This is a genomic window from Blastococcus colisei (assembly GCF_006717095.1).
GTDB lineage: Bacteria > Actinomycetota > Actinomycetes > Mycobacteriales > Geodermatophilaceae > Blastococcus_B > Blastococcus_B colisei.
In genome coordinates, this window is the sequence record NZ_VFQE01000001.1 from 102705 (window position 1) to 126539 (window position 23835).

Genomic DNA, 23835 nt, shown 5'->3' on the forward strand with positions numbered 1-23835 from the left:
GCGAAAAATACTTCGGGACTTTCTCCCGTCCACAGCCGGTGCACGCCGTTCCTGCAGGTGACGGCGGGGAGGACGGCCGATGGCCACCGCATGTCCCCCGCCGTCTCCACATGTCGACAGGCGTGAATCCACCGACTTGTCCACAAGTTGTGCAGATCGACGTGCACACCGGTGTTGGACGGGCCCCCGTCCGGCTTCCTAACGTCCTCCTCAGCTGCCGCCGGGCGCCGAATCTGTCGGTGCCCGGCGCTAGCTTCGACCCGAACAGACGTTCGGTCCGGCGGTGCCCGCCGAACTCCGGCTTCCCCACGGAGTGGTGGTGCGGGCGCGCCTGCGCGAGATGGAGGAAAACCCGTGGCGGTGGCCGACGACTTCAGCCGGCCCTCAGCGACGGCTCCGGCCTACGACCGGCAGCCGCCGCAGGACATCCCCGCCGAGCAGTCGGTGCTCGGCGGCATGCTGCTCAGCAAGGACGCGATCGCCGACGTCGTGGAGGCGCTCCAGGGTCCCGACTTCTACCGGCCCGCGCACCAGGTCATCTTCGACTGCATCCTCGACCTGTACGGCCGCGGTGAGCCGGCCGACGCCATCACCGTCGCCGCCGAGCTCAACCGCACCGACCAGCTGTCCAAGATGGGCGGCGCGGTCTACCTGCACACCCTCATCGCCTCCACGCCGACGGCGGCCAACGCCGGCTACTACGCAGCCATCGTGGCCGAGCAGGCCGTGCTGCGGCGGCTGGTGGAGGCCGGCACCCGCGTGGTGCAGCTGGGTTACGGCGCGGCCGGCGGCAAGGGCGACGTCGACGACATCGTCGACCGGGCGCAGCAGGAGATCTACGACGTCACCGAGAAGCGGATGAGCGAGGACTACTCCCGCCTCGAGGACATCCTCCAGCCGACCATGGACGAGCTGGACGCCATCGCGTCCCGGGGCGGCGTCAGCCGCGGCGTCCCCACCGGCATCCGCGACCTCGACGAGCTCACCAACGGCCTGCAGGCCGGCCAGATGGTCGTCATCGCCGCTCGACCCGGTGTGGGCAAGGCGCTCGCCCTCGACACCCCGATCGCCACACCCACCGGCTGGACGACGATGGGTGAGGTCGCCGTCGGTGACCAGGTGATCGGTTCCGACGGCCGGCCCACGGCCGTGGTCGCCGCCACCGACGTGATGGCCGACCGTCCCTGCTACGAGGTGCACTTCTCCGACGGCTCGGTGATCGTCGCCGATGCCCAGCACCAGTGGCTGACCGAGACCCGTGCCAGCCGGAAGTCCGCCCAGGCGGCCGCTACCGGCTACAACCGCTACCGGAACCAGCGCACCTTCGCCGAGGTCCGCACCACCGAGGAGATCGCGCGGACCGTCCGGTGCGCCACCAAGGACGCCCGCCTCAACCACTCCGTCACCAACGCGCTGCCGCTGGCACTCCCAGAGGCCGACCTGCCCGTGCCGCCGTACGCCCTGGGCGTCTGGCTCGGCGACGGCACGTCCGCGGCCGCCCAGTACACGAGCGCGGACCCGGAGATCGCCGTCTACATCGAGGCGGAGGGGCTGCTCGTGGAGCCGACCGGCGTCGACCGGCGGTACTCGCTGCGGCTACCGGCACACGCGCCGGTCCAGCCCCGTCGCTGTCCGATGTGCGGCGAGTCGTTCGTCCCCCGTACGTCGCAGGTGCAGACGTGCGGAAAGGCCTGTGGTGCCACGCTCCGCCGCAGCGGAGGCGTCGGCCGTCAGGCCACCTGCCCCGACTGCGGTGGTCCCTCGTCCGGCATGGCGCAGTGCCAGTCCTGCCGCGACGACCACGGCACGGTCAAGGCGCTCCTCCGCGGGCTCGGGGTGCTCGGCAACAAGCACATCCCGACCGCATACCTGCGGGCCTCCGTGGCGCAGCGGCGGGCGCTGCTGGCCGGCCTCCTCGACACCGACGGCACGGTCGCGCCGAGCGGCGTGGTCCAGTTCGGCGTCACCAGCCGCCGGCTGGCCGAGGACGCCCGTGAGCTCGTGGCCAGCTTGGGCTATCGCGTACGCATGACGACCAAGCGCGTGCGAGGTCGGACCGAGGACTCGTCGACCTGCTACACCCTGACGTTCAGCACGGACGACGAGGTCTTCAAGCTCGAGCGCAAGAAGATGCTGCACAAGGAACGTGGCGCTCGGACGTTCACCGCCCGTGGCAGCAGGTTCATCACCGACGTGCGGTCGATCGCCAGCGTGCCCGTGCGCTGCATCGAGGTCGACGCGGAGGACCACCTCTTCCTCGCCGGGCGCAGCTTCATCCCGACGCACAACTCGACGCTCGGGCTCGACATCGCGCGCTCGGCGTCGGTGAAGCACCACCTGCCCGCCGCCATCTTCAGCCTGGAGATGAGCAAGCACGAGATCACCATGCGTCTGCTGTCTGCCGAGGCGAAAGTGCCGCTGCACCACATGCGCGCCGGCTCGCTGTCGGACGAGGACTGGTCGAAGCTGGCCCGCCGGATGGGCGAGATCGCCGATGCGCCGCTCTACATCGACGACTCACCGAACATGACCATGATGGAGATCCGAGCCAAGGCGCGACGGCTCAAGCAGCGCAACGATCTCAAGCTCGTGGTCATCGACTACCTGCAGCTGATGACCTCGGGAAAGCGGGTCGAGAGCCGTCAGCAAGAAGTGTCGGAGTTCTCGCGTGCGCTCAAGTTGCTGGCTAAGGAACTAGAAGTGCCAGTAATTGCGATGAGCCAGCTGAATCGCGGTTCTGAACAACGGCAAGACAAGAAGCCGATGCTTTCTGACCTTCGCGAATCCGGTTCAATCGAACAAGATGCGGATATGGTCATGATGATCCACCGAGAAGACATGTACGAAAAGGAGTCTCCGCGTGCCGGAGAGGCCGACATCATGCTGGTCAAGCACCGCAACGGCCCGACGGCGAACGTCACGGTCGCCTTCCAGGGCCACTACAGCCGCTTCGTGGACATGGCGAACTGACCGGAGAGTGCAGCGCGATCGACACCGACGTCCAGCAGGTGATAGATCGGGAACTGGCGCTGCTCGACCCCGCCGTTCGAACGGATGCCGACCGGGTGCGCGCGCTGCTGCACGTCGACTTGGTCGAGTACGGCGAATCGGGCCGCGTCTGGGACCGGGCGTCCATCACCGTGGCGACCAGCGTGTCCGGAGAACCGATCACCGCCGCAGGGATGCAGGCCCGCAGACTGGGACCGGACACAGTGCTGCTGACCTATCGGTCCGAGTCGTCGGGACGACGGGCGGAGCTCGACGTGGATCCGCGTCCCGCTCTCGGGGTGGCTGCTGCTGTTCCACCAAGGGACGTCCTGCGACTGATCACCAGGCTCTCCCGTCCAGGGCTACTACGTCTCCACCGGTGGGCGCCGTGGTCGGTCGCCGGCTCGACCGGCTGATCTGGCGGTCGGAGCCCAGCGAGGTGGGGGAGCAGTGAACGGCAGAGGCCCAGAACCATCGTGGTTCTGGGCCTCTCCGGTTCAACGAGGGCGCTGGGACTGGGTCAGGCGACGGCCCTGGACAGCTCGCGGCGGACCTTCTTGCCGCCCGTCGTCATGCGGACCAGCTTGATCACCTGCGCCGGGGCGTTCTTCGGCGTCGTCTCGGCGAGCCAGCCGTTGGGCAGCGACAGCCGGATGACCTTGTGCCAGGCGCTCGTGACCTGCTTGTACAGCGGCGCCGAGTGATAGGTCAGCCCGTAGCGGTCGAAGATGTCCTTCACCTTCGGGGCGATCTCGGCGTAGCGGTTGCTGGGGAGGTCGGGGAACAGGTGGTGCTCGACCTGGTGGCTCAGGTTGCCGGTCATGATGTGCATGGCCTTGCTGCCCGAGATGTTGGCCGAGCCCAGCATCTGGCGCAGGTACCACTCGCCGCGGGTCTCGCCGTCGATGGACTTCTTCTCGAAGGTCTCGACGCCCTCGGGGAAGTGCCCGCACATGATCACCGAGTGCGACCACAGGTTGCGCACCACGTTGGCGGTGAAGTTCGCCGCGAGCGTCGGCAGGAACGAGGGACCCGAGAGCACCGGGTGGACCACGTAGTCCTTGGTCGCCTGGTTGCGGATCTTCTTCAGCACCTGCTTGGCAGCGGCCCGGAACTCGGGGTTCTGCCGGCGCTTCTTCGTCGCCAGGTTCTTTCCCAGCTCGAGGTCGTACGCGGCTATCCCGTACTCGAAGAAGCAGGCGTTGACGAAGTTCCAGACCGGCTGCGCCAGGTACAGCGGGTGCCACTTCTGGTCCTCGTCGACGCGCATGATGCCGTAGCCGAGGTCGTTGTCCTTGCCGATCACGTTGGTGTACGTGTGATGCAACTCGTTGTGCGAGTGCTTCCACTGCGCGGCCGGGCTGGCCATGTCCCACTCCCACGTCGTGGAGTGAATCTTCGGGTCGCGCATCCAGTCCCACTGGCCGTGCAGGATGTTGTGCCCGATCTCCATGTTCTCGAGGATCTTGGCGACCGAGAGGCCGACCGTCCCGACGACCCACGCCGGCGGGAACATCGACACCAGCAGGGCGGCGCGGCTGCCCAGCTCCAGTTTGCGCTGGACGTCGATGACCTTGCGGATGTAGGCGGCGTCGGCCTCGCCGAGGCTGTCGCGGATCTCCTGGCGGATGGTGTCGAGCTCCTTGCCGATGATCTCGATGTCCTCGGCGGACAGGTGCGCGATCGGGTTGTCGTCGTGCTTCTTCTGCAGAACAGTCATGGTCTGAGCTCCTCGTCGGGGCGGTCAGGTGTCAGTGGTCGATGTCGCAGGCGCCGGCGGCGGCGCTGACGCAGGTCTGGATGAGCACGCCGTCGCCGGGTGCGGCGACGGTCAGCTCGCCGTTGCGCAGGTCGCGGACGGCGCCCTCGCGCAGGGGCAGCACGCAGCCGTAGCAGATGCCCATGCGGCAGCCGCTCGGCATGAGGACGCCCGCCTCCTCGGCGGCGTCGAGGATCGGGGTCGCCCCGTCGGCCTCGAGCGTGGTGCCGTTCTTGGTGAAGTTCACGGTGCCGCCCTCGCCGGTCACGACGACCGAGGGGCGGAAGCGCTCGGTGTAGAGCCGGTCGGCGATGCCGGCGGCAGTCCAGTGCTCCTCCAGGGCCTCGAGCATCCCCACGGGCCCGCAGGCCCAGGTGGAGCGTTCGTGCAGGTCGGGCACCAGCTCGGCGATGGACCGGGCGTCGAGCATCCCGGCGCTGTCGGTGTGCTGCTCGATGAGCCGGATCCGGCCCTCGGCGGCCATCTGCCGCAGCTCGGCGCCGAAGACGACGTCGTCGGCGGTGGGGGCCGAGTGCACCAGGACGACGTCGGTGAGCTCCGGGTGGTTGCGGAGGATGCCCATGACCGGGGTGATGCCGGAGCCGGCGGTGACGAACAGCGCCTTGTCCGGGCGCTGGTCGGGCAGGCAGAACTCGCCGGCCGCCTGGTCGAGCCGGACGATCGTGCCCGGCTTCGCGCGGCGCACCAGGTGGTTGCTGACCTTCCCTCCAGGGATGGCCTTCACCGTGACGCTGATGCAGCCGTCGGTCCGCGTGAGGTCGGACGTCAGCGAGTAGGCCCGCCACTGGCGGACGCCGTCGACGTCGATGCCGATGCGGATGTACTGGCCGGGCGTGTGCGGGCGCCAGCCGCGGCCGGGCCGGATCACGATGGTGGCGGCGTCGCGCGTCTCGTGGTGGATGGCCTCGATGCGGCCGCGCAGGTCGGCGCCCGAGCGGAGCGGGTCGACCAGGTCGAGGTAGTCGCTGGGGAGCAGGGGCGTGGTCACCAGCTCGGCGAACCTGAGCACCCGGTCGCGCAGGGCGACGCGCGGCGTGGCCGTGGTCGGGCTCGGGGCGGTGGTCGTCATGCATAGAGGTTTGTCCAACCTGGCGGCCAGTTACCTGTGTGGCTGACGTGAATCGGGCGATAGGTTCTGTTCCCTGCGAACAAGAGGGGCGACATGGCGGACGACGAGCTCGGCATCCCGGACGCGGTGGCGGCAGCCATGCGGGACGAGCTGCCGTCGGTCGCGGAGCAGACCGTGGCCGCGATCGTCGTCGAGGTGCCCAGTTACGCCGACGCATTCGGCGGTGCGATGGGGCGCACGATCTCCAACGCCGTCCAGCTGGCCCTCGGCGGCTTCCTGGTGCTCGCCTCGGCCGGTGGCGGCGGGGACGCGAGCACGCCCATCCAGCCGGCGCTCGATGGCGCCTACGCGCTGGGACGCGGCGAGGCGCGCAGCGGGCGGTCGATGGACGCGCTGCTGGGCGCCTACCGCGTGGGTGCGCGGGTCTCCTGGCGGCACATGGCCGCCAGCGGCGTGCGCGCCGGGCTGACCGCCGAGCAGCTCGCCCGGTTCGCCGAGCTGGTCTTCGCCTACATCGACCAGCTCTCGGCAGCCAGTGTGGCCGGGCACAGCGACGAGCTGGCCACCAGCGGACGGGTCCGCGAGCGGTACCTGGAGCGCCTGGCCGACCAGCTGCTGGGCGGAGGGCCACGGCAGGACATGGTGGCGGCGGCCGAGCGGGCCGACTGGACGCCGCCGCGCACGCTGACCGCGGTCGTCCTCCCCGACGCACGGGTGCGCGGGGCGCTGACGTCGCTGGATCCCCGGACGCTCCGGTCCAGCGTGGAGGTACCCGGTCCGGTGACGTCCGGAGAGCTGGTGGTGCTGCTGGTGCCGGACGCCGAGGGGCGCTCGCGTCCGGCGCTGATGCGGTCCCTGCGCGAGGCGGAGGCCGTGGTGGGCCCCGCGCGACCGTGGGACGAGGTCGCCGGCTCCTACGCCAGGGCGCTGCGGGCGGTGGAGCTCGGCCTGACCGGCGAGAGCCCCGAGGCCCTGGACACCGAGACGCGGTTGACCGACCTCGTCCTGCGCGCCGACGAGAGCGCGCTGGCCGATCTCCGGGCCAGGGCCCTCGAGCCGCTGGCCGATCTCGGCGAGGGGGCACGGGAGAAGCTGACCGAGACCCTGCGATCGTGGCTGCTGCACCAGGGACGACGCGAGGCCGTGGCGGCGGAGCTCTTCGTCCATCCCCAGACCGTGCGCTACCGCATGGGGCAGCTGCGCGAGCTGTACGGGAAGCGACTCGAGGACCCCCGCACGGTGCTCGAGCTCACCCTGGCGCTGGGCGTCTCCGTGGGCGACGGGCTGACCCCGGGCAGGCTCCCTGGTCCATGATCGCGGGATGAGCGTCGACCTGGCTGCCGCCGCGGACTTCCTGGCGTCCTCTGCCCGCGTGCTGGACCGGCGCCGCTTGGACCTGCTGTTCGGCGAGGGGACTCCGGAGGCGGTGCTGGCCGCGGTCGACGGTTACCGCAATCCGGACGGCGGCTACGGGTGGGCCCTCGAACCCGATCTCCGCTCCCGCACCAGCCAGCCCGGCGGGGCGCTGCACGCCTTCGAGGTGTTCGCGGACCTGGCGCCGCGGGTCTCCGCCCGTGCCGTGGAGCTCTGCGACTGGCTGGACGCGGTGACGCTGCCCGACGGCGGCCTCCCGTTCGCCCTTCCGGTGCCTGATCCGGCCGCGTGCGCGCCGTTCTGGGTGTCCGCCGACCACGGGACGTCGTCCCTGCAGATCACGGCGGTCGTGGCGGCGGTCGGGCACCGGGTCGCGGCGGCGGACCCGGCGGTCGCCGCGCATCCCTGGCTCGCACGGGCGACCGAGTACTGCTTGCGGGCGGTGCGCGAACTCGAGGCGGTACCGCACGCGATGGTGCTCGCGTTCGCCGCGCAGTTCCTCGATGCCGCCGCGCCGGCGTCGCCTGAGGCCGGCGGGCTCGTCGATGCGCTGCGCCCGCACGTGCCGGCGAACGGCTTGCTGCACGTGGCCGGCGGTGCCGAGGACGAGTTCATGCGGCCGCTGGACTTCGCGCCGTTGCCGGGCGGCCCCGCGCGGTCGCTGTTCCCCGACGGAGTGGTCCAGGCGGAGCTCGACCGGCTCGCCGGCGGGCAGCAGCCGGACGGCGGCTGGGCCGTCGACTTCGGCAGCTTCTCCCCCGCCGCCACCCTCGAGTGGCGCGGGCACCGGACGGTGCAGGCGCTGGTCCTGCTCCGCGCCAACGGCGTCCTCTCCTGACCCGGGCCGAACTCATCCCGGGCTGCCATGCCCGTCACGGCCTCCCGCCAGGTTCGGCGGGCACCGTCTGATCCGGTGCGACCGAGAAGAGCACTTCGTACAGCTGCCGGGCTTCCGCGGCGAGCCGTGCCCGCTCGACTCGGCCACCCACGACGGTGGCCGTCCTCGCGGTCGGCAGGCGTTCCTCCGCGCGCCCACTCCCGCGACGCTGATGCGTCGTCATCAGTCACGGGAGACGCTGATCCACACAGCACGTGTAGAGTTGGTGTATGGCCCGGCTCCGCACGAACATCGAGATCGAGGACAGTTATGTCCGGACGATCATGGATCGCTACGGCGTCCGGACCAAGACGGAGGCCGTCGAACTGGCCCTGCGCAACCTTGCCGGCCAGCCGATGACGCGGGAGGAGGCTCTCGCGATGCGGGGGGCGCGGGCGATCGAGGAGCTCCCCGCTGACGTCGCGCCCGGCTCTGCGTGATCCTCGCGGACACGTCGGCCTGGGTGGAGTTCGACCGGGCCACGGGCAGCTCTGTCGATGACCGCGTCACCGACCTGATCGCGTCCAGTGGGCCCCTGGCGGTCACCGAACCGGTCGTCATGGAGGTCGTCGCAGGAGCACGCGACGATGGGCGTGAGCGCGACCTGCGCCGCCTGTTGGCCCGCTTCCGTCCGCTTTCCTTCGACCCCGTCGCTGACTTCGAGTCGGCGGCGCGCATCTACCGGCGGTGCCGCAAGGCGGGGATCACGCCGCGAGGAATGGTCGACTGCATGATCGCCGCCGTCGCCTGGCGTCGTGGCGCGGCGCTGCTCGCCTACGACGCGGACCTCGATCGGGTCGCGTCGGTCATCGGGATCGACGTCGACCCGGCGTCCCTGCGGGCGTGACGACGCCGAGGTCGCTCACGCGGGGCGGAGGATCGCGACCAGGAAGTCGGCGTCGGGTGTGAACGGGCGCAGGTCCCACGTGGCCAGCAGCAGGTCCGGTTCCCAGCCGACCGCCCGCGCGTCGGCGAGGAACTCGTCGAACTCGTACCCGCGGCCCGCACCGAACCCGATGGCCGCCCGGCCCTCGGGCAGCAGGTGCGCCCGCATCCGGCGCAGCACCTCCCGTCGGGTGGAGGGCGCAAGGAAGGTCATGACGTTGCCGGCGCACACGATCGCGTCGAACGGCTCGGCGATGCCCTGCCCAGGGAGGTCGAGTTCGGCCAGGTCGCCGACCAGCCACCGACCGCCGGGATGCTGCTGCTGCGCCTCGGCGATCAGGGCCGGGTCGCCGTCCACGCCGACGATCTCGTGACCCGCGTCGACGAGGAACCCCGAGACCCGGCCCGTCCCGCACCCCGCGTCGAGCACCCGTGCGCCGCGCGTCAGCATCGCGTCGACCAGCCGGGCCTCGCCGGCCAGATCCATGCCCTGGGCGGCAAGGTCCTTGAATCGCTGGATGTAGGCGGTCGAATGCTCCGGGTTCTCCTGGATCATCCGCGTCCACATGCTCGGTTCGGTCACCGTTAGGTTCTACACGGGATCGATCAGGACGCCGGGGTTGAGGATCCCCGCCGGGTCCAGCGCCGCCTTCACCGACCGCAGCGCGACGGCGAACGGCTCGGGCCGCTGCCGGTCGTACCCGGGCCGGTGGTCGCGGCCGATGGCGTGGTGGTGGGTGACCGTCGCACCCAGGCGGCCGAGAACCTCCATGGCCGCCGTCTTCACGTCGTCCCACATGGCCACCTCCGACCCGAGACGGCCGGCCGCGATCACCGTGAGGTACGGCGCCGCGCCGTCCGGGTAGACGTGGGTGAACCGGCAGTTGACCAGCCCCGGCGCCCCGGTGACCTCCTGCACGGCGGCGCCGATCTCTGCCTGCACCGTCGCGTAGACCTCCTCCACGCGGTCCCAGGTGCACGCCGTCTCGAACGTCTCGACGATCGCGCTCATCCGCGCCATCCCGTCGCGGACGTAGGGCATCCGCAGGAACGCCGAGCGCCAAGCCTCGGCCGCGCCGTCGCGAGCGCCGGCCCGCGCGGCGACGGCGCCGCCGTGCGCGTGGGCCAGGTCGGTCAGCTCCGCGAGCCGGCCCTCGACCGGGTGCACCGCCGACTCCACACCCAGCACCAGCACGCACTCCCCCGACGACGACGCCCCCGAGAGCGCCGCCTCCCCGGGATCGAGCAGGCGGCAGTTCGCCGGATACAGCCCTGCCTGCGCGATCTCCCGGACGGCGGCCGTCGCCGTCGTCATGTCCCGGAAGGTGACCGACGTCGATGCCTTGAACCGGGGCCGGTCCTGCAGCCGCATCCAGGCCTCGGTGACGACGCCGAGCGTGCCCTCCGAGCCGAGGAACAGCCGGTCCGGTGACGGGCCGGCGCCGGAGCCGGGCAGCCGCCACGACTCGCTCACCCCGGCCGGGGTGACGAACCGCATCGACTCGACCAGGTCGTCGATGTGGGTGTGCAGCGTCGCGAAGTGCCCGCCGGCGCGGGTGGCCAGCCAGCCGCCGAGCGTGGAGAACTCGAAGCTCTGCGGGAAGTGCCGCAGCGTCAGGCCGTGCGGGCGCACTTGCTCCTCGAGCACCGGTCCGAGCGCGCCGGCCTGGATCCGCGCCGCCCGGCTCACCGGGTCCACCTCGAGCACGCGGTCCAGCGCGGTCAGGTCCATCGAGAGCCAGGCGCGGTCGCCGCGGTACTCCACCCCGCCGACGACCGAGCTGCCGCCGCCGAAGGGAACGACCACGACCCCCGCCGACCCCGCCCAGTCCAGCAGCCGGACGACGTCGTCCTCCGTCACCGGGCAGGCCACCGCGTCGGGTGCGCCCGGGAGGTCGCCCGACAGCGCCCGGACGACGTCCCGGTAGGCCTTTCCGTACGTGTGCGAAGCCCGGACGGCGGGATCGGTGGTGACCGGAAGCGAGGACGGCGGCGCGAGGCGGGACACCGGCAGGGTCACGTCCTCGACCCGTGGCACGGCGCGGGGGCGGTCCGGCAACCCGGGGACGAGGCCGCCGAGCGCCACGCACTCGTCGTCGGACAGGGCCCGGTCCGTCGTCCCCCATCCCCACCAGGACCGTTCGGGTGTCATGCGGACGTCCTCCAGTCGGGCGGGTCGGCGAGGTGGAGCAGCGGGTCGTCGGCGGAGAGCGTGCGCACCGGCCCGGGCGCCGTCAGCGGCCCCTCGAAGCGGACCGTGACGCGGCCCAGTCCGCGGCCCCACACCCAGCCGGCACCCAGTTCCTCGTGGCGGACGTCCTGGCCGGGCCACCAGCGCCGCTCGGCCGGCAGGTCCGCCGCGGGAGCCGCCTCCGGGGCGTCCTCGGCGGTGACCACGTCCGGCAGTGGTTCGTCCTCGGGAGCGAACAGGTCGCCCTGGGCGTAGACCGAGAGGCCGGAGACCCCGACGCCGAGCAGCCGCAGCCCGCCCTGGGTTCCCGCCTCCGCCAGCAGTCGACGGGCGGTGGCGGCGATGGTGCGGACGTCGTCGGTCGGCTGCGACAGCGTCTGCGAGCGGGTGAGCGTGGTGAAGTCGTAGCGGCGCAGCTTCAGGGTCACCGTGCGCCCCGAGAACGCCGCCGTGCGCAGCCGCTCCCCCACTCGCGCGGCCATCGAGTCGATCTCGCGCCCCAGCACGTCGAGATCGGTGAGGTCGCGCTCGAAGGTCTCCTCGTGCGACACCGACTTCACGCCGCGGTCGGGAACCACCGCACGGTCGTCCTCGGCCCGCGCCAGCGCGTACAGCCCCGCGCCGTGCGCCTTGCCGGCCAGCGCGACGAGATCGGTCAGCGACTTCGAGGCCAGGTCGCCCACCGTCTTCACGCCGATCTGGTGCAGCCGCTCCGCCGTCGCGGGGCCGACGCCGCCCAACCGGGTCACCGGCAGCGGGTGCAGCACCTCCAGCTCGCGGCCCGGCGCGACGACCACCAGCCCGTCGGGCTTCTGCAGGTCCGAGCCGATCTTCGCCATGAGCTTCGACGTCCCGATGCCCACCGACCCGGTCACTCCCCCGGTCGCCTCGGCGATCCGGCCCTTGAGCCGCCGGCCGATCTCCGTGACTCCATCCACCGAGAGGTCGTGCCCCTCCGGGTGGGTGGGGGACGCGACAGCGAGGTCGACGTACGCCTCGTCCAGCGACGCCGGCTCCACCAGCGGGGACAGCTCGCGCAGCAGGGCCATGACGACGTCGGACGTCCGGCGGTAGGCGGCGAACCGGCCGCCGAGGAACGCCGTTCCCGACGGGCAGCGCCGGCGCGCCTCGGCCGTGGACATGGCCGAGCGGGCGCCGAACGCGCGTGCCTCGTAGGACGCAGTGGCGACGACGCCGCGCCCGCCGACCCCGCCGACGACGACGGGACGCCCGCGCAGCGACGGTTTGTCGCGCTGCTCGACGGCGGCGAAGAAGGCGTCGAGGTCGAGGTGCAGCACACTCGCCTCCCGCCGCATCCCCCGATGATCGCCCGTCCCGCCGACATGCCGTGTCGCCACCCCCGTTCACCCGACTGTGGATTTCCTTGCCCCGGCCGTGCCGCAACTGGGAATCTTCGCTCCCGGATCTTGGTCAGGAGGACGCACGGAGTGACAGCGGTCTTCCTCGTCATCGGTGCCGTCGGCGTCGATCGCCAGCCGCAGATGGGGCAGCTGCCGCCCACGCCCGCTCGCTGGAGGTCATGTCGGCCAGATGCCGGCGAAGTGGTGCACCGGGCCGTGTCCCGAACCGATGCCGAGACCGCGGCCGCCCTCCAGTGCCCGGTGCAGGTAGTCGCGGGCCTCCTCCACCAGCGGCAACCAGTCCGAGCTCCTCGACCGGGCGGCCAGCGCGGCGATCGCCGCGGACAGGGTGCACCCCGTTCCGTGCGTCGCCGTCGTCGCCACACGGGGGCGGCGCGTCGTCCAGACCCCGTCCCGGGTGGCGAGCACGTCCACGCTCTCTTCCCCGCCCAGATGGCCGCCTTTGAGCAGCACGGCGCGCGGTCCGAGGTCGAGCAGGGCGCGGGCCTGGTCGGGCAGGTCGTCGGCGTCGGTTCCCGGTTCGACGCCCAGGAGCACCGCGGCCTCGGGAGCATTCGGGGTGATCAGGTCCGCGAGCGGCAGTAGATCGGTACGGACGGCCGCCACCGCGTCCTCGTCGATCAGCCGGTCCCCGCTGGTCGCCACCATGACCGGATCACAGACGACGGGTCCCGGGTGGCGCTCGGTCAGGACCGCGGCGACCTCGCGGACCACCTCCGCGGTGCCCAGCATGCCGAGCTTGGTGGCGTGGACCTCGACGTCGTCGAGCAGGGTGCGCAGCTGGAGGCCGACGAACTTGGCCGGCACGGGGTGGATCCCCGTGACGCCCCGCGTGTTCTGCGCGGTGAGGGCGGTCAGGACGGCAGTGCCGTAGACGCCGAGGGCGCTGAACGTCTTCAGGTCCGCCTGGATGCCGGCGCCGCCGCTGGGATCGCTGCCGGCCACGGTGAGCGCCGTGGGGGTGCGTCCGGCAGTCATCGGATGGCGACCGGCGCCAGGGCTGCGCGGAGTAGTCGCGCCGCGGCCGCCGGATCGTCGGCTGCGCAGATGTCGGACACCACGCAGATCCCGTCGACACCGGTCGCGGCCACGGCGGCCGCTCGCGTGGCGTCGATCCCGCCGATCGCGACGGCGCAGAGCCCCCCGGCGCGGGCGAGGGAGGTCAGGTGGCCGACTGTGTCCAGCCCCAGGCCGGGACCCGCCTCCGGCTTGGTCGGTGTGGCCCAGACCGGGCTGAGACCGACGACGTCGACGGTTCCCGGCGGTAGCCGCAGGGCCTTCTCGAGGTCGTCGGCACTCTCCACCGACAGCCCGATCAGCCGGTCGGGCCCGAGCAGCGCTCGGACCTCGGCTGCCGGCAGGTCCTCCTGGCCGACGTGCACGCCGTCGGCGCCGGCCAGCAGGGCGACGTCCACGGCATCGTTGACGACGACCGACACGTCCGGTCGGTCGGCGACCGCGGCCTGGACCGCTCGGGTCAGCGCCAGCAGCTCACGCCGGGAGGCGACCTTGTCCCGGACCTGGACGGCGGTCACTCCGCCGGCCACCGCGGCACGGACGACATCGGCCACCGGCCGGGGGCGGCACAGTTCCGTGTCGGTGACCAGGTACAGCGTGAGGTCGAACGGCCGTCTCACCCGGCGACCCGGACGTCCGCCACGCGGAGGTCCGCGATGGCCAGGGCGTCCCCGTCCACCGCGTCGAGGGCGTCGAGCCACGCGGCGGCGAACGTGCCGGGCCCCGCGGCCGTCGCCGTCGCCCACTCGGCGGCCAGCGCGACGTGGGCGTGCGCGGCGGCCGCACCGGTCAACGGATCGTCGGTGACGGCGAGGTAGGCCGCCACCAGCGCACCGAGCGCGCAGCCGGCGCCGGTCGTCCGCGTGAGCAGGACCGATCCGCCGCCGACGCGGACGATCCGGCGTCCGTCGGTGAGCAGGTCGACCTCACCACTCACCGCGACCACACCCCCGGTGTGAAGGGCCAGTCCCACCGCCGCGGCGACCGCGTCGTCGGTGGCGGCGGTGCTGTCCACGCCGCGGCCGCCGGCGCCGGCTCCGGCGAGCGCCATGACCTCGGAGGCGTTGCCGCGGACGACGGTGGGACGCAGCGCCACCAGTTCAGCGGCGAGTTCCGTGCGGTAGGCCAGGCCGCCCACTGCGACCGGGTCGAGCACCCAGGGCGTTCCCGCCGTTCCGGCCGACCGGGCTGCGAGTCGCATCGCCTCGGCGGTGCGGCGGTGGACGGTGCCGACGTTGACCAGCACGGCGGAGGCCACGGCGGCGAAGTCGCCGGCCTCCTCCGGGGCATCGACCATGGCCGGTGCCGCGCCCGCGGCGAGCAGCGCGTTGGCCGTGATCGCCTGCACGACGGTGTTCGTGAGGCAGTGCACCAGAGGTGCGTTCGCGCGCACTGCCTCGCGGGCAGCGTTGAGTTCGACGGCATCCATGCCGGTGACATCCCTTCGCCAGTACCAACTGGAGCAGGTTCGACGGGTGTGTTCTCAGTCCCGGTCAGGACACCCCGTGCCACGTACGCCCCGAACGTAACAGCCGGGCGGGTGGCCGTGCTGCCCGGGCGAGGACGGGAACGACCGGCTAGCGTGCCGCCCGTACGCGGGAGCCCATCGGAATGGGCTGAGAGGGCGGCAGGGGTCGCCGACCGTTGGAACCTGTCCGGGTCATGCCGGCGTAGGGAGGCAGTTGTGCGTGCTGTGCGTTTCCACGGAGCGGGACGATCTGTGGTCGTCGAGGACGTCCCGGGTCCTCGCCCGGGCCCCACGGAGGTGTTGATCGACGTCGCCGCCGCGGGGGTGTGCGGCACTGAGTTGCACTTCCTCGACGGGCTGCTGACCCCGGCCCGGACCCCCATCACCCTGGGACACGAGGTGGCCGGCGTCGTCGCCGAGGTGGGCGACGGCGTCGAGGACGTCGCCGTGGGAGACCGCGTCGCGGTGCACTACCGGCATGCCTGCCACCGGTGCCGCTCGTGCCAGGCCGGGAACGACCACCTCTGTGACGCCCCGCTCGGGTTCCTCGCCTTCGCCAGCGACGGGGGATTCGCCGAGCAGGTCGTCGTCCCCGCCTCCGCAGTGGTCCGGGTGCCCGACGGGCTGGACCTCGCGGTCGCGGCCACGCTGTGCTGCAGCGGCACCACGGCGCTGCACGCGGTGGGCGTGGCGGGGGTCCGGGCGGGCGCCGACGCCGTCGTCTACGGGACCGGGGGCGTCGGCCTGGCCCTCGTCCAGGTCCTCCGTGAGGCCGGGGCGCGGCCGATCGCCGTCGCCCGGGATCCCCAGCGGTTGCGGCTGGCGCGCGAGCTGGGAGCGGAGGTCACGGTGGACGGGAGCGGGGACGTCGAGGCCCCGATCCGGGAGGCGACCGGCGGCGCCGGCGCCGACGTGGTCTTCGAGCTGGTCGGCACCAGGGAGACCAGCGCCGCCGCTCTGGCGTCCCTGGGCAAGCGGGGAACGCTGGTCTACGTCGGCTACAGCTTCGACACCGTGGAGATCAGTCCGCTCTCGCTCGTCGTTCCCGAGCAGCGGATCGTCACCTCGGTCGGCAACCGCCGCTCCGAGTTGGTCGAGGCGCTCGACCTGGGCGCCCGGGGCCTGCTGCGCACGACGGTGGACGAACATTTCCTCGACGACGCCCCGCGCGTCCTCGACGAGCTGCGCGCCGGCCGGATCGTCGGGAGAGCGGTGCTCCGCCCCTGACGATGCGCTCACGACGACGCGCCATCCGCCTATCCGGCCGACGAGCAGGGGCGATGGGTCGCTCGGCGCGCTGCCGAGGCCGTGACAGGTTCGGTGGTCGCGGCGCATGAGCGTGATGGCGCAGGCGCGGGCCGAGCGCGAGGACCTGCTCGACCTGGTGGAGCGGCTCACCCCGGAGCAGTGGCGCACTCCGTCGCTGTGCGCGGGCTGGACGGTGCAGGACGTCGTCGCCCACGTGCTGAGCTACGACGAGCTCGGCCCACGGCAGCTGGCGGCTCGCTTCACCCGCGGTCTCTTCCTCGTCGACCGCACGAATGCGCTCGGTCTGTGCGAGTACGCCGTGCGCACTCCGGCTGAGCTGGTCGAGCTGCTCCGCGCCCACCTCACGCCGACGGGGCTGACCGCGGGCCTGGGCGGAGCGATCGCCCTCACCGACGGTCTCATCCACCAGCAGGACATCCGGCGCCCGCTGGGCGAGCCGCGGACCATCCCGGCGGAGCGGCTCGTGCCCGCGCTGCGCACCGCCCTGTTCGGCCCGGTGCTGCGCGGGGTGGTGCGCGTGCGCGACGTCCGGCTCGTGGCGACCGATCTGGACTGGGCGTTCGGTCGGGGGCCCGAGGTCCACGGCACCGCCGAGGCCCTCCTGATGGCCGTGGCGGGCCGGAGGGCGGTCGCCGACGAGCTCTCCGGGCCCGGACGGGCCCGGGTGGCGCAGCGGCTCGGTTGAGCCCGGCCATCCCTTGCCGCTGTCGGCGGTTCCGCGCACTCTGGGCAGATGGCGCACAGCGGCACGAGTGTGGGCACGGTCGTCCGATGGGACGGAAGCCAGGGCGCCGGCCTCATCGAGGCGCCGGATCTCCCGGGCGACTGCTGGGTGGAGGCAGCCGCGCTGGATCCCAGCGCCAACGGCGGTCTGCGCGCGGGACAGGTCGTCGAGGTGGAGTGGACCGAGACCGGGGCCGGTAGCCACCCCGTGCGTGCCGACCGCGTGACGCCACGGGACGACCTGCAGGCCACACCGGGCGCCTGACGCGCAGGGGACCACCCTGGAGATCAGCCGTCGACCAGTGCCGCCGCGGGCAGCCAGTCGGCGTCGAGCAGCTCGGCGATCTCCCGGAGGGACGACGTGTCCGCGCCCGCGGCCGAGCCGCTGACTGCCAGCCGCTCCACCATCACGCGCGCCACCTGCTCCTCCACGGTGTCCTCGGCGAACGCGATCCGCCACGGCGAGGTCTTCCCGTCCCGGTGGGTGCGGCCGGTGACCTGACGGGCCTGGATGCCGGAGAACCGTGGCTGGTGGAAGAGCCCCACCCGCGGGGTGTCCGAGGCAGCCCGCCCGTCCGGCAGAGTCTCGCCGGCGTGCAGCGAGATGGACGCCGTCACGGTGAACACGCAGACCATCGCGTCGCCCCGCTGGAAGCGCAGCCGCTCGCGCTCGACATCGAAGCGGTCCCTGCCGTAGATGCCGGCGACCGGGATGCCCGCGTCCAGCAGGGCCTCGCGGATCGGGTCGGCCGCCGTCTCGACGAACTCGACCGAGACCGCCACCTGGCGCTCGGCCTCCACCTGAGCCCGGACCCAGTCGACGGTGGCCTGCACCCGGATCAGCCCGGCCTTCTGGCGGAACCGCATGAGCGCGGCCCGGCCCTTCGCGCTCTGCCGCGCCTTGCGGGCCAGCTGCATCTCCGCCCGGAACTCCGACCACTCCGACTCGTAGGCGGCCCGCTCCGCGGGGGTCAGTGCCACCGGCGTGCCGGTCACCGACACCGGACCCCAGGGCGCCGGGCGGTGCAGCGTGGCGGGCGGGTCGGCGTCGGCCAGCCACGACTGCAGCCGCGTCAGGTCGGTGCGGCGGGCGTCGGCGTCCTCGGACCACTGCCAGCCGTAGCGGCCACGTTCCACGTGGAACCCGTGGGCCTCGAGCCGCTTCGGCAGGTCCGCCCACTCTCGGATCGACTCCCCGTGCCGGACGGCGAACTCCGGGGCCAGGTAGGGCAGCTCGAGCGGGGTGTGCGCGGGGGTGGCGGTGCAGGCCAGGACGAACGGGGCGTCCTTGACCCGGCCTGCCCCGGACACTGCCTTCCAGTGCTTCCAGCGCTGGGTGGTGGTGTGCCGGACCATGTGCGCCTCGTCGGCGACGACGACGTCGAACCGGAGCGTGGAGACCTTCGCCAGCCGGTCCCAGGTGGTCACGCACCAGCGGAGGCCGCCGTCGCCGAACCCGGCGATCGAGCGCGTCCAGTGCGGGATCGTGATGGCGGCCGGGCGGTCGGCGATCACCAGGACGGTCCGGACGTCGCGCTGCTCGGCGATCGCCTTCACCGCGAGGATCGCCGTCCCGGTCTTGCCCACGCCGGGGTCGTCACCGAGCAGGAACACCCGGCCGCCCGCTGCCGCGTGGGCGGCCACCACGTCGGCGCCGTCGCACTGCTGGTCCCGCGGCGTCATCGGCCGGGCCAGAGGGACCGCCCGCGGCTTCTCGTTGAGCTCGTCCTCCAGGAAGCGCTCGAACGTGTAGGGCGCCGGGTCGTAGGGTGCGAGCTCCGGTGGCAGGTCCGGGCCGACCCAGACGTGCGCCTGCAGGCCGGCGTGCCACACCGCTCCCGGCGCCGGCGCGCGGAACGGCACGGCGAGCACCCACACCCGCTCGCCCGGACCCGCGCTCGGAGTCTCCGGCGCCGGCTTCTTCGACCGCGCCGGTGCGGTGGCGCGCTTCGCGGTGGTGGTCGTCCTGCGGCTCGTCGTCCTGCTGCTCGTGCTGCGGCTGTTCTTGCTTCGGCGTGGCCGGCCTGGCATGGCTCTCCCCCTCGTCCCCGGCACGGTAGGCGGCGGCACCGACGGAACGTCTGATGGAATCGCCGGGTGACCGACGACGAAGGGGACGACGAGCGTCTCGCCACGCGCACCGTGGGGGAGTCGGGGCCGCGGGTCGTCTTCGTGCACGGGCTGTTCGGTCAGGGCCGGAACTGGACCACGATCGCCAAGGGGCTGGCGGACGGCCATCGCGTGACCCTGGTGGACCTGCCCAACCACGGGCACTCCCCGTGGACCGACCGGGTCGACTACCTCGACATGGCCGAGATGCTGGCCACGGAGTTCGAGCACCTGGGGGAGCCGGTCACGCTCGTCGGCCACTCGATGGGCGGGAAGGTGGCGATGCAGCTCGCGCTGCGGCGCCCGGAACTGCTGCGCGCGCTGGTCGTCGTCGACATCGGGCCGGTCGAGTACCCGTTGACGGGCGGCCGCACCGACGACCCCGACGAGGAGGCCTCGCCGTTCGCCGCGTTCATCGCGGCCATGCGGGCGATGGACCTCGACGCGCTGACGACCCGCGCCGATGCCGACGAGGCCCTGAAGACCGCCGTCCCCAGCCGGATGGTCCGCAGCTTCCTGCTGCAGAGCCTGGTGCGGGAGGGGGCGGACGGCGACGGGTGGTGCTGGCGGCTGAACCTGGAGCTGCTCGAGCGAGACCTCGGTGAGCTGCGCGGCTTCCCCGAGCCCCCGCCCGGGGCCACCTACGACGGCCCGGTCCTCTGGGTGGCGGGCGCGAACTCGACCTACGTGCTCGACGAGGACCGCCCGCACATGGACGCCCTCTTCCCCGCCACCCGGCTGGTCCGGATCAAGAACGCCGGCCACTGGGTGCACTCCGAGCAACCCGAGGTCTTCCTCGCGACCGTGCGCCGGTTCCTCGACACCGTCGAGAGCTGACCGGCGGCGCGTGCGACCCCTGGTACCTTCCGCGAGCCCGCCGATCCGTACCGCCGAAGGATCCTCATGCGTCTGCCCCGAGTCCTGGCCGCCGTCATCTCCGCGTCCAGCGCGGTCCTCGCCGTGGGAGCGCTCGGTATGGCGCCGGCCGCGGCCATCGCCAACGGCGTGGCGGCCGAGGAGGGGCAGTTCCCCTTCGCCGTGCAGCTGAAGCTGGACGACATCATGCGGTCGGACGGGACGACGTACGACAGCGCGTGCTCCGGAGCCCTCATCTCTCCGACCTGGATCATGACCGCCGGGCACTGCTTCCACGACGGTGACCGCAACCGGGTGAGCGGTGCCCCCCGGTACGCGACCACCGCCCGCCTGGGTACCGCCAGCACCACCGATCCGGATGCCGGCGTGACCCGGACGGTCACGTGGGTCGAGCAGTCGAGCACGAACGACATCGCGGTCGCACGGCTCGACGCGCCGGTCGAGGGCATCACGCCGATCGCGCTGAACACGGCCAAACCGGCCAGGGGTCAGGTACTGACCTTCGCCGGATGGGGCGCCACCACCAGCGACGGCCCACCGAGCGAGCAGCTCTACTGGGGTCAGGTCTCGGTCAGCAGCGTCCGATCGACGACGGTCCTGGTGAAGGGACACTGGCCGGCCAAGGACACCAGCGCCTGCCCGTACGACTCCGGGGCGCCGTACTTCACCGACAGCCCGACGCCGGCGCTCGTCTCCGTGGAGAGCGGCGGGCCGGCCTGTCCGCACCGGCAGCAGGAGACGACCGCCCGCGTCGACGTGGTCCTCCCGTGGGTGAACAGCGTCGTGACCGACCTGTCCTGACGGGGACTGACCGGCGCGAGGACGTCGTCGGCGAGCGCTGGACGCTGCCCACAGCGACTGCCGGGCCGGTCGATACCGTCCAGCGGTGACGGTCGCCCGCTCGGTCCTGCTGTTCGTGCTCGCCGCGATCGCCGAGATCGGCGGGGCCTGGCTGGTGTGGCAGGGCGTCCGGGAGCACCGCGGCTGGATCTGGATCGGCGCCGGGGTGATCGCGCTGGGGCTCTACGGGTTCGTCGCGACGCTGCAGCCCGACGCGAACTTCGGCCGCATCCTCGCCGCGTACGGCGGCGTCTTCGTCGCCGGGTCGCTGCTGTGGGGCATGGTCGTGGACGGCTTCCGGCCCGACCGGTGGGACGTCGCCGGTGCGCTGATCTGCCTGGTCGGCGTCGCAGTGATCATGTACGCCCCGCGCGCCGCCTGAGATCAGGTCGCGGGAGGGGGCCGCGGCGGGTCAAGATCAGCGCATGAGCGACCCCCGAGCCGGACAGCCCGCCCAGCCCAGCGACCTGGTCGACGTCCCCGCGCTCGTCAGCGCCTACTACACGGTCGAGCCCGATCCGGGCGAGCCGGCGCAGCAGGTGGTCTTCGGCACCTCCGGGCACCGGGGGTCCAGCTTCGACGCCGCCTTCAACGAGGCGCACATCCTGGCCACCACCCAGGCGATCTGCGAGTATCGGGCGCGGCAGGGGTTCGACGGCCCCCTGTTCATCGGCCGCGACACCCACGCGCTCTCCGAGCCGGCCTGGGCGACGGCGCTGGAGGTCCTCGTCGCCAACGACGTGACCGTGCTCGTCGACGCCGGAGAGCGCTACACGCCCACGCCGGCGGTCAGCCACGCCATCCTGGCCGCCAATCGCGGGAAGACGACCGGCCTGGCCGACGGCATCGTCGTCACCCCGTCGCACAACCCACCGCGGGACGGCGGCTTCAAGTACAACCCGCCGCACGGCGGCCCGGCCGACACCGACGCCACCGGCTGGATCGCCGGCCGGGCGAACGACCTGCTGCGGGCGGGGCTCAGCGGCGTCCGCAGGGTGCCCCTCGAGCAGGCCCGCCGCGCCGTCAGCGGATACGACTTCCTCGGCAGCTACGTCGACGACCTGCCGGACGTCGTCGACCTCGACGCCATCCGGAACGCGGGCGTGCGGATCGGCGCCGATCCCCTGGGCGGCGCCAGCGTCGACTACTGGGCCGCGATCGCCGAGCGCCACCGCCTGGACCTCACGGTGGTCAACCCGCTGGTCGACCCCACCTGGCGGTTCATGACGCTGGACTGGGACGGCAGGATTCGCATGGACTGCTCCTCCCCGTCGGCCATGGCGTCCCTGGTCGGCCGGAAGGACGAGTTCCAGATCGCCACCGGCAACGACGCCGACGCCGACCGCCACGGCATCGTCACCCCCGACGCCGGGCTGATGAACCCCAACCACTTCCTCGGCGTCGCGATCGCGTACCTGCTCAGCCACCGGCCGGGCTGGCCCGCCGGAGCCGCCGTCGGCAAGACGCTCGTCTCGAGCTCGCTGATCGACCGGGTCGTGGCCGACCTCGGCCGCAGGCTGGTCGAGGTCCCGGTGGGCTTCAAGTGGTTCGTGCCCGGCCTGCTCGACGGGTCGGTCGGCTTCGGGGGCGAGGAATCGGCCGGCGCCTCGTTCCTGCGGCGGGACGGCGGCGTCTGGACGACGGACAAGGACGGCATCCTGCTGGCGCTGCTGGCCGGTGAGATCCAGGCCGTGACGGGCCGGTCCCCCTCGAAGCTGCACAAGCAGCTGACCGACCACTTCGGCGAGTCCGCCTACGCCCGGATCGACGCCCCGGCGAGCCGGGAGCAGAAGGCCGCGCTAGGCAAGCTGTCCCCCGACGACGTCACCGCGACGGAGCTCGCCGGCGAGCCGATCACCGCCAAGCTGACCCGAGCGCCGGGCAACGACGCCGCGATCGGCGGGCTCAAGGTGACGACGGAGAGCGCCTGGTTCGCCGCCCGCCCGTCGGGGACCGAGGACGTGTACAAGATCTACGCCGAGTCCTTCCGGGGCTCCGAGCACCTCGCGCAGGTGCAGGAGGAGGCCCGCGCCGTCGTGAGCACCGCGCTCGGCACCTGACAGCGTTTATGGCCATAACTGCCGCGTGAGGAGGGCCCGCATCCGGGCGACGACGGCATCCAGGTCGCGGAGGTCCGCGGCGCTCAGGCGGATGACGGTCCACCCGGCGGCTCGGAGCCGGGCGTATCGGACGTCGTCGCGCACGATCTGGTCGTCCTCGAAGTGGTACGCGCCCTCGTACTCGATGGCGATGCGAGCATCCGGGAACGCCAGGTCCACATGGATCGGACGTTCTCCACCGCAGACCTCGTACTGCGGAACGGGTTCCAGTCCGGCGAGGACGAGCGACACCCGAACTCTCGACTCCGGTGCCGACTGCGCGCGGGGATCGACCAGGCCGACGGCCCGGCGGACCTTCGCGACGCCCCACTGTCCGGCGCCTGCCAGCGTCATCGCCGACAGCTCGGCGAGCCCGACGGCCTCGGACCGCACCATGGCATCGAGGGCGGCGACCGCGGTCCCGAGCGGCTCCAGTGCCGCGGTGTCCCATGCAGTCCGCACCGCCGTCGTCACCGGAACGCCGTCGGCGTCGGTGACGACGCCGAACGGTGATCGGCTCCGATGGACCCGGACGCCCCGCGGACCCTTCCACTCGAGAGTCGGGGGGCACACCACGGTGACCGGATCGGAGGTGCCGGCGAACGGTGCGCCGTACCACGCGGCCGCCGAATGCCCGCCGATCGCGGCGCCTGGCGGCAGGAGGAGGGCGGCGCCACGGCACCGGAGCCGGTGGTCGTACTCGATCCCCGGGTCGGCATAGACGCCGTGCAGGAGGCGCCGGTATCCGCGGCGACGGAGCTGACCCGGGGTCAGCAACCCTTCGGCGACGGCGTGGCTCCCGATGAAGACACCTGGGAGCAGTCGCACGTAGGTGGTCACGCCGGAAGCCTCGCCGGAGCGGCGATCCCCGGTCGGCGCCGTCCACAG

General features: G+C 72.5%; 24 protein-coding genes and 2 riboswitches. Of the genes, 13 read left to right on the plus strand and 11 right to left on the minus strand.

What is annotated here, in order from left to right:
- Nucleotides 1-354 precede the first annotated feature (354 nt).
- The gene (gene dnaB, locus FHU33_RS00485) at nucleotides 355-2970 is read left to right on the plus strand and encodes a replicative DNA helicase (RefSeq protein WP_142023587.1); all 2616 of its coding nucleotides are present in this window, start codon (nucleotides 355-357) and stop codon (nucleotides 2968-2970) included.
- Here the strand turns inward: dnaB and FHU33_RS25620 are convergent.
- Nucleotides 2940-3083 (minus strand): hypothetical protein, encoded by a 144-nt coding sequence (locus FHU33_RS25620; protein WP_246063177.1) that lies wholly within the window; start codon nucleotides 3081-3083, stop codon nucleotides 2940-2942. The two genes, dnaB and FHU33_RS25620, sit on opposite strands and share 31 nt — an antisense overlap.
- Between FHU33_RS25620 and FHU33_RS26430 the strand changes: the two genes are divergently transcribed.
- Nucleotides 3066-3404, plus strand: coding sequence for a hypothetical protein (locus FHU33_RS26430; protein WP_425456785.1), 339 nt, complete (start codon nucleotides 3066-3068; stop codon nucleotides 3402-3404). The two genes, FHU33_RS25620 and FHU33_RS26430, sit on opposite strands and share 18 nt — an antisense overlap.
- 104 nt (nucleotides 3405-3508) lie before the next feature.
- Here the strand turns inward: FHU33_RS26430 and FHU33_RS00495 are convergent, their stop codons facing one another.
- Entirely contained in the window at nucleotides 3509-4708 is a 1200-nt protein-coding gene (locus tag FHU33_RS00495; protein ID WP_142023588.1) for a fatty acid desaturase family protein, read from the minus strand.
- 31 nt (nucleotides 4709-4739) lie between these two features.
- Nucleotides 4740-5837 carry a ferredoxin reductase gene (locus tag FHU33_RS00500; RefSeq protein ID WP_142023589.1) on the minus strand — a complete coding sequence of 366 codons (1098 nt, stop codon included), beginning with the start codon at nucleotides 5835-5837 and terminating at the stop codon, nucleotides 4740-4742.
- Nucleotides 5838-5930: 93 nt separating this feature from the next.
- Between FHU33_RS00500 and FHU33_RS00505 the strand changes: the two genes are divergently transcribed.
- The 4 genes from FHU33_RS00505 to vapC all read left to right on the plus strand — a co-directional run bounded on the left by FHU33_RS00505 (nucleotide 5931) and on the right by vapC (nucleotide 8935).
- On the plus strand, nucleotides 5931-7151 hold the full coding sequence (locus tag FHU33_RS00505) for a PucR family transcriptional regulator (protein WP_142023590.1): 1221 nt from the start codon (nucleotides 5931-5933) through the stop codon (nucleotides 7149-7151).
- 7 nt (nucleotides 7152-7158) lie between these two features.
- Complete coding sequence (locus FHU33_RS00510; protein ID WP_142023591.1) at nucleotides 7159-8049, plus strand: hypothetical protein; 891 nt, start codon at nucleotides 7159-7161, stop codon at nucleotides 8047-8049.
- 269 nt (nucleotides 8050-8318) lie between these two features.
- The gene (locus FHU33_RS00515) at nucleotides 8319-8528 is read left to right on the plus strand and encodes a type II toxin-antitoxin system VapB family antitoxin (RefSeq protein WP_142023592.1); all 210 of its coding nucleotides are present in this window, start codon (nucleotides 8319-8321) and stop codon (nucleotides 8526-8528) included.
- Nucleotides 8525-8935, plus strand: coding sequence for a type II toxin-antitoxin system VapC family toxin (gene vapC / locus FHU33_RS00520; RefSeq protein WP_142023593.1), 411 nt, complete (start codon nucleotides 8525-8527; stop codon nucleotides 8933-8935). Before FHU33_RS00515 ends, vapC begins: the two co-directional genes overlap by 4 nt.
- 15 nt (nucleotides 8936-8950) lie before the next feature.
- Here vapC and FHU33_RS00525 read toward each other — a convergent pair whose 3' ends face one another.
- The 6 genes from FHU33_RS00525 to thiM form a co-directional block, all read right to left on the minus strand.
- Nucleotides 8951-9556, minus strand: a complete 606-nt coding sequence (locus FHU33_RS00525) for a class I SAM-dependent methyltransferase (RefSeq protein WP_170182269.1) — start codon at nucleotides 9554-9556, stop codon at nucleotides 8951-8953.
- Between the two features lie 9 nt (nucleotides 9557-9565).
- Nucleotides 9566-11125 (minus strand): FAD-binding oxidoreductase, encoded by a 1560-nt coding sequence (locus tag FHU33_RS00530; protein ID WP_142023594.1) that lies wholly within the window; start codon nucleotides 11123-11125, stop codon nucleotides 9566-9568.
- Nucleotides 11122-12480, minus strand: a complete 1359-nt coding sequence (locus FHU33_RS00535; RefSeq protein WP_142023595.1) for a DNA polymerase IV — start codon at nucleotides 12478-12480, stop codon at nucleotides 11122-11124. The genes FHU33_RS00530 and FHU33_RS00535 overlap by 4 nt, the downstream gene beginning before the upstream one ends.
- A gap of 222 nt (nucleotides 12481-12702) precedes the next feature.
- Nucleotides 12703-13524, minus strand: coding sequence for a bifunctional hydroxymethylpyrimidine kinase/phosphomethylpyrimidine kinase (thiD, locus tag FHU33_RS00540; protein ID WP_142023596.1), 822 nt, complete (start codon nucleotides 13522-13524; stop codon nucleotides 12703-12705).
- Nucleotides 13521-14183 carry a thiamine phosphate synthase gene (gene thiE, locus FHU33_RS00545; protein WP_142023597.1) on the minus strand — a complete coding sequence of 221 codons (663 nt, stop codon included), beginning with the start codon at nucleotides 14181-14183 and terminating at the stop codon, nucleotides 13521-13523. Before thiE ends, thiD begins: the two co-directional genes overlap by 4 nt.
- Nucleotides 14180-14992: a hydroxyethylthiazole kinase gene (thiM, locus tag FHU33_RS00550; protein ID WP_142023598.1), complete on the minus strand. Its 813-nt coding sequence runs from the start codon at nucleotides 14990-14992 to the stop codon at nucleotides 14180-14182. The genes thiE and thiM overlap by 4 nt, the downstream gene beginning before the upstream one ends.
- Nucleotides 14986-15079: riboswitch (TPP riboswitch) on the minus strand. It overlaps the preceding gene by 7 nt.
- Nucleotides 15080-15148: 69 nt before the next feature.
- Nucleotides 15149-15257: riboswitch (TPP riboswitch) on the plus strand.
- Nucleotides 15258-15328: 71 nt separating this feature from the next.
- On the opposite strand from thiM, the gene FHU33_RS00555 reads away from it, so the two are divergent.
- From FHU33_RS00555 to FHU33_RS00565, 3 genes are all read left to right on the plus strand, one after another.
- A complete protein-coding gene (locus FHU33_RS00555; RefSeq protein ID WP_211354948.1) occupies nucleotides 15329-16258 on the plus strand; it encodes an alcohol dehydrogenase catalytic domain-containing protein in 930 nt (309 codons plus the stop codon).
- 106 nt (nucleotides 16259-16364) lie between these two features.
- A complete protein-coding gene (locus tag FHU33_RS00560; RefSeq protein ID WP_142023600.1) occupies nucleotides 16365-16985 on the plus strand; it encodes a maleylpyruvate isomerase family mycothiol-dependent enzyme in 621 nt (206 codons plus the stop codon).
- 48 nt (nucleotides 16986-17033) lie between these two features.
- Nucleotides 17034-17288, plus strand: coding sequence for a hypothetical protein (locus tag FHU33_RS00565; protein WP_142023601.1), 255 nt, complete (start codon nucleotides 17034-17036; stop codon nucleotides 17286-17288).
- Between the two features lie 23 nt (nucleotides 17289-17311).
- Here FHU33_RS00565 and FHU33_RS00570 read toward each other — a convergent pair whose 3' ends face one another.
- Nucleotides 17312-19054: a DEAD/DEAH box helicase gene (locus tag FHU33_RS00570; RefSeq protein ID WP_142023602.1), complete on the minus strand. Its 1743-nt coding sequence runs from the start codon at nucleotides 19052-19054 to the stop codon at nucleotides 17312-17314.
- 66 nt (nucleotides 19055-19120) lie between these two features.
- Between FHU33_RS00570 and FHU33_RS00575 the strand changes: the two genes are divergently transcribed.
- The 4 genes from FHU33_RS00575 (at nucleotide 19121) to pgm (ending at nucleotide 22908) form a co-directional block, all read left to right on the plus strand.
- Nucleotides 19121-19969, plus strand: coding sequence for an alpha/beta fold hydrolase (locus FHU33_RS00575; protein WP_142023603.1), 849 nt, complete (start codon nucleotides 19121-19123; stop codon nucleotides 19967-19969).
- Between the two features lie 66 nt (nucleotides 19970-20035).
- Nucleotides 20036-20809 carry a S1 family peptidase gene (locus FHU33_RS00580; RefSeq protein ID WP_142023604.1) on the plus strand — a complete coding sequence of 258 codons (774 nt, stop codon included), beginning with the start codon at nucleotides 20036-20038 and terminating at the stop codon, nucleotides 20807-20809.
- Nucleotides 20810-20894: 85 nt separating this feature from the next.
- On the plus strand, nucleotides 20895-21230 hold the full coding sequence (locus FHU33_RS00585) for a YnfA family protein (protein ID WP_142023605.1): 336 nt from the start codon (nucleotides 20895-20897) through the stop codon (nucleotides 21228-21230).
- A gap of 43 nt (nucleotides 21231-21273) precedes the next feature.
- Nucleotides 21274-22908: a phosphoglucomutase (alpha-D-glucose-1,6-bisphosphate-dependent) gene (gene pgm, locus FHU33_RS00590; protein ID WP_142023606.1), complete on the plus strand. Its 1635-nt coding sequence runs from the start codon at nucleotides 21274-21276 to the stop codon at nucleotides 22906-22908.
- A gap of 6 nt (nucleotides 22909-22914) precedes the next feature.
- Here the strand turns inward: pgm and FHU33_RS00595 are convergent, their stop codons facing one another.
- Entirely contained in the window at nucleotides 22915-23787 is an 873-nt protein-coding gene (locus tag FHU33_RS00595) for a DUF559 domain-containing protein (RefSeq protein WP_170182270.1), read from the minus strand.
- Between the last annotated feature and the right edge of the window lie 48 nt (nucleotides 23788-23835).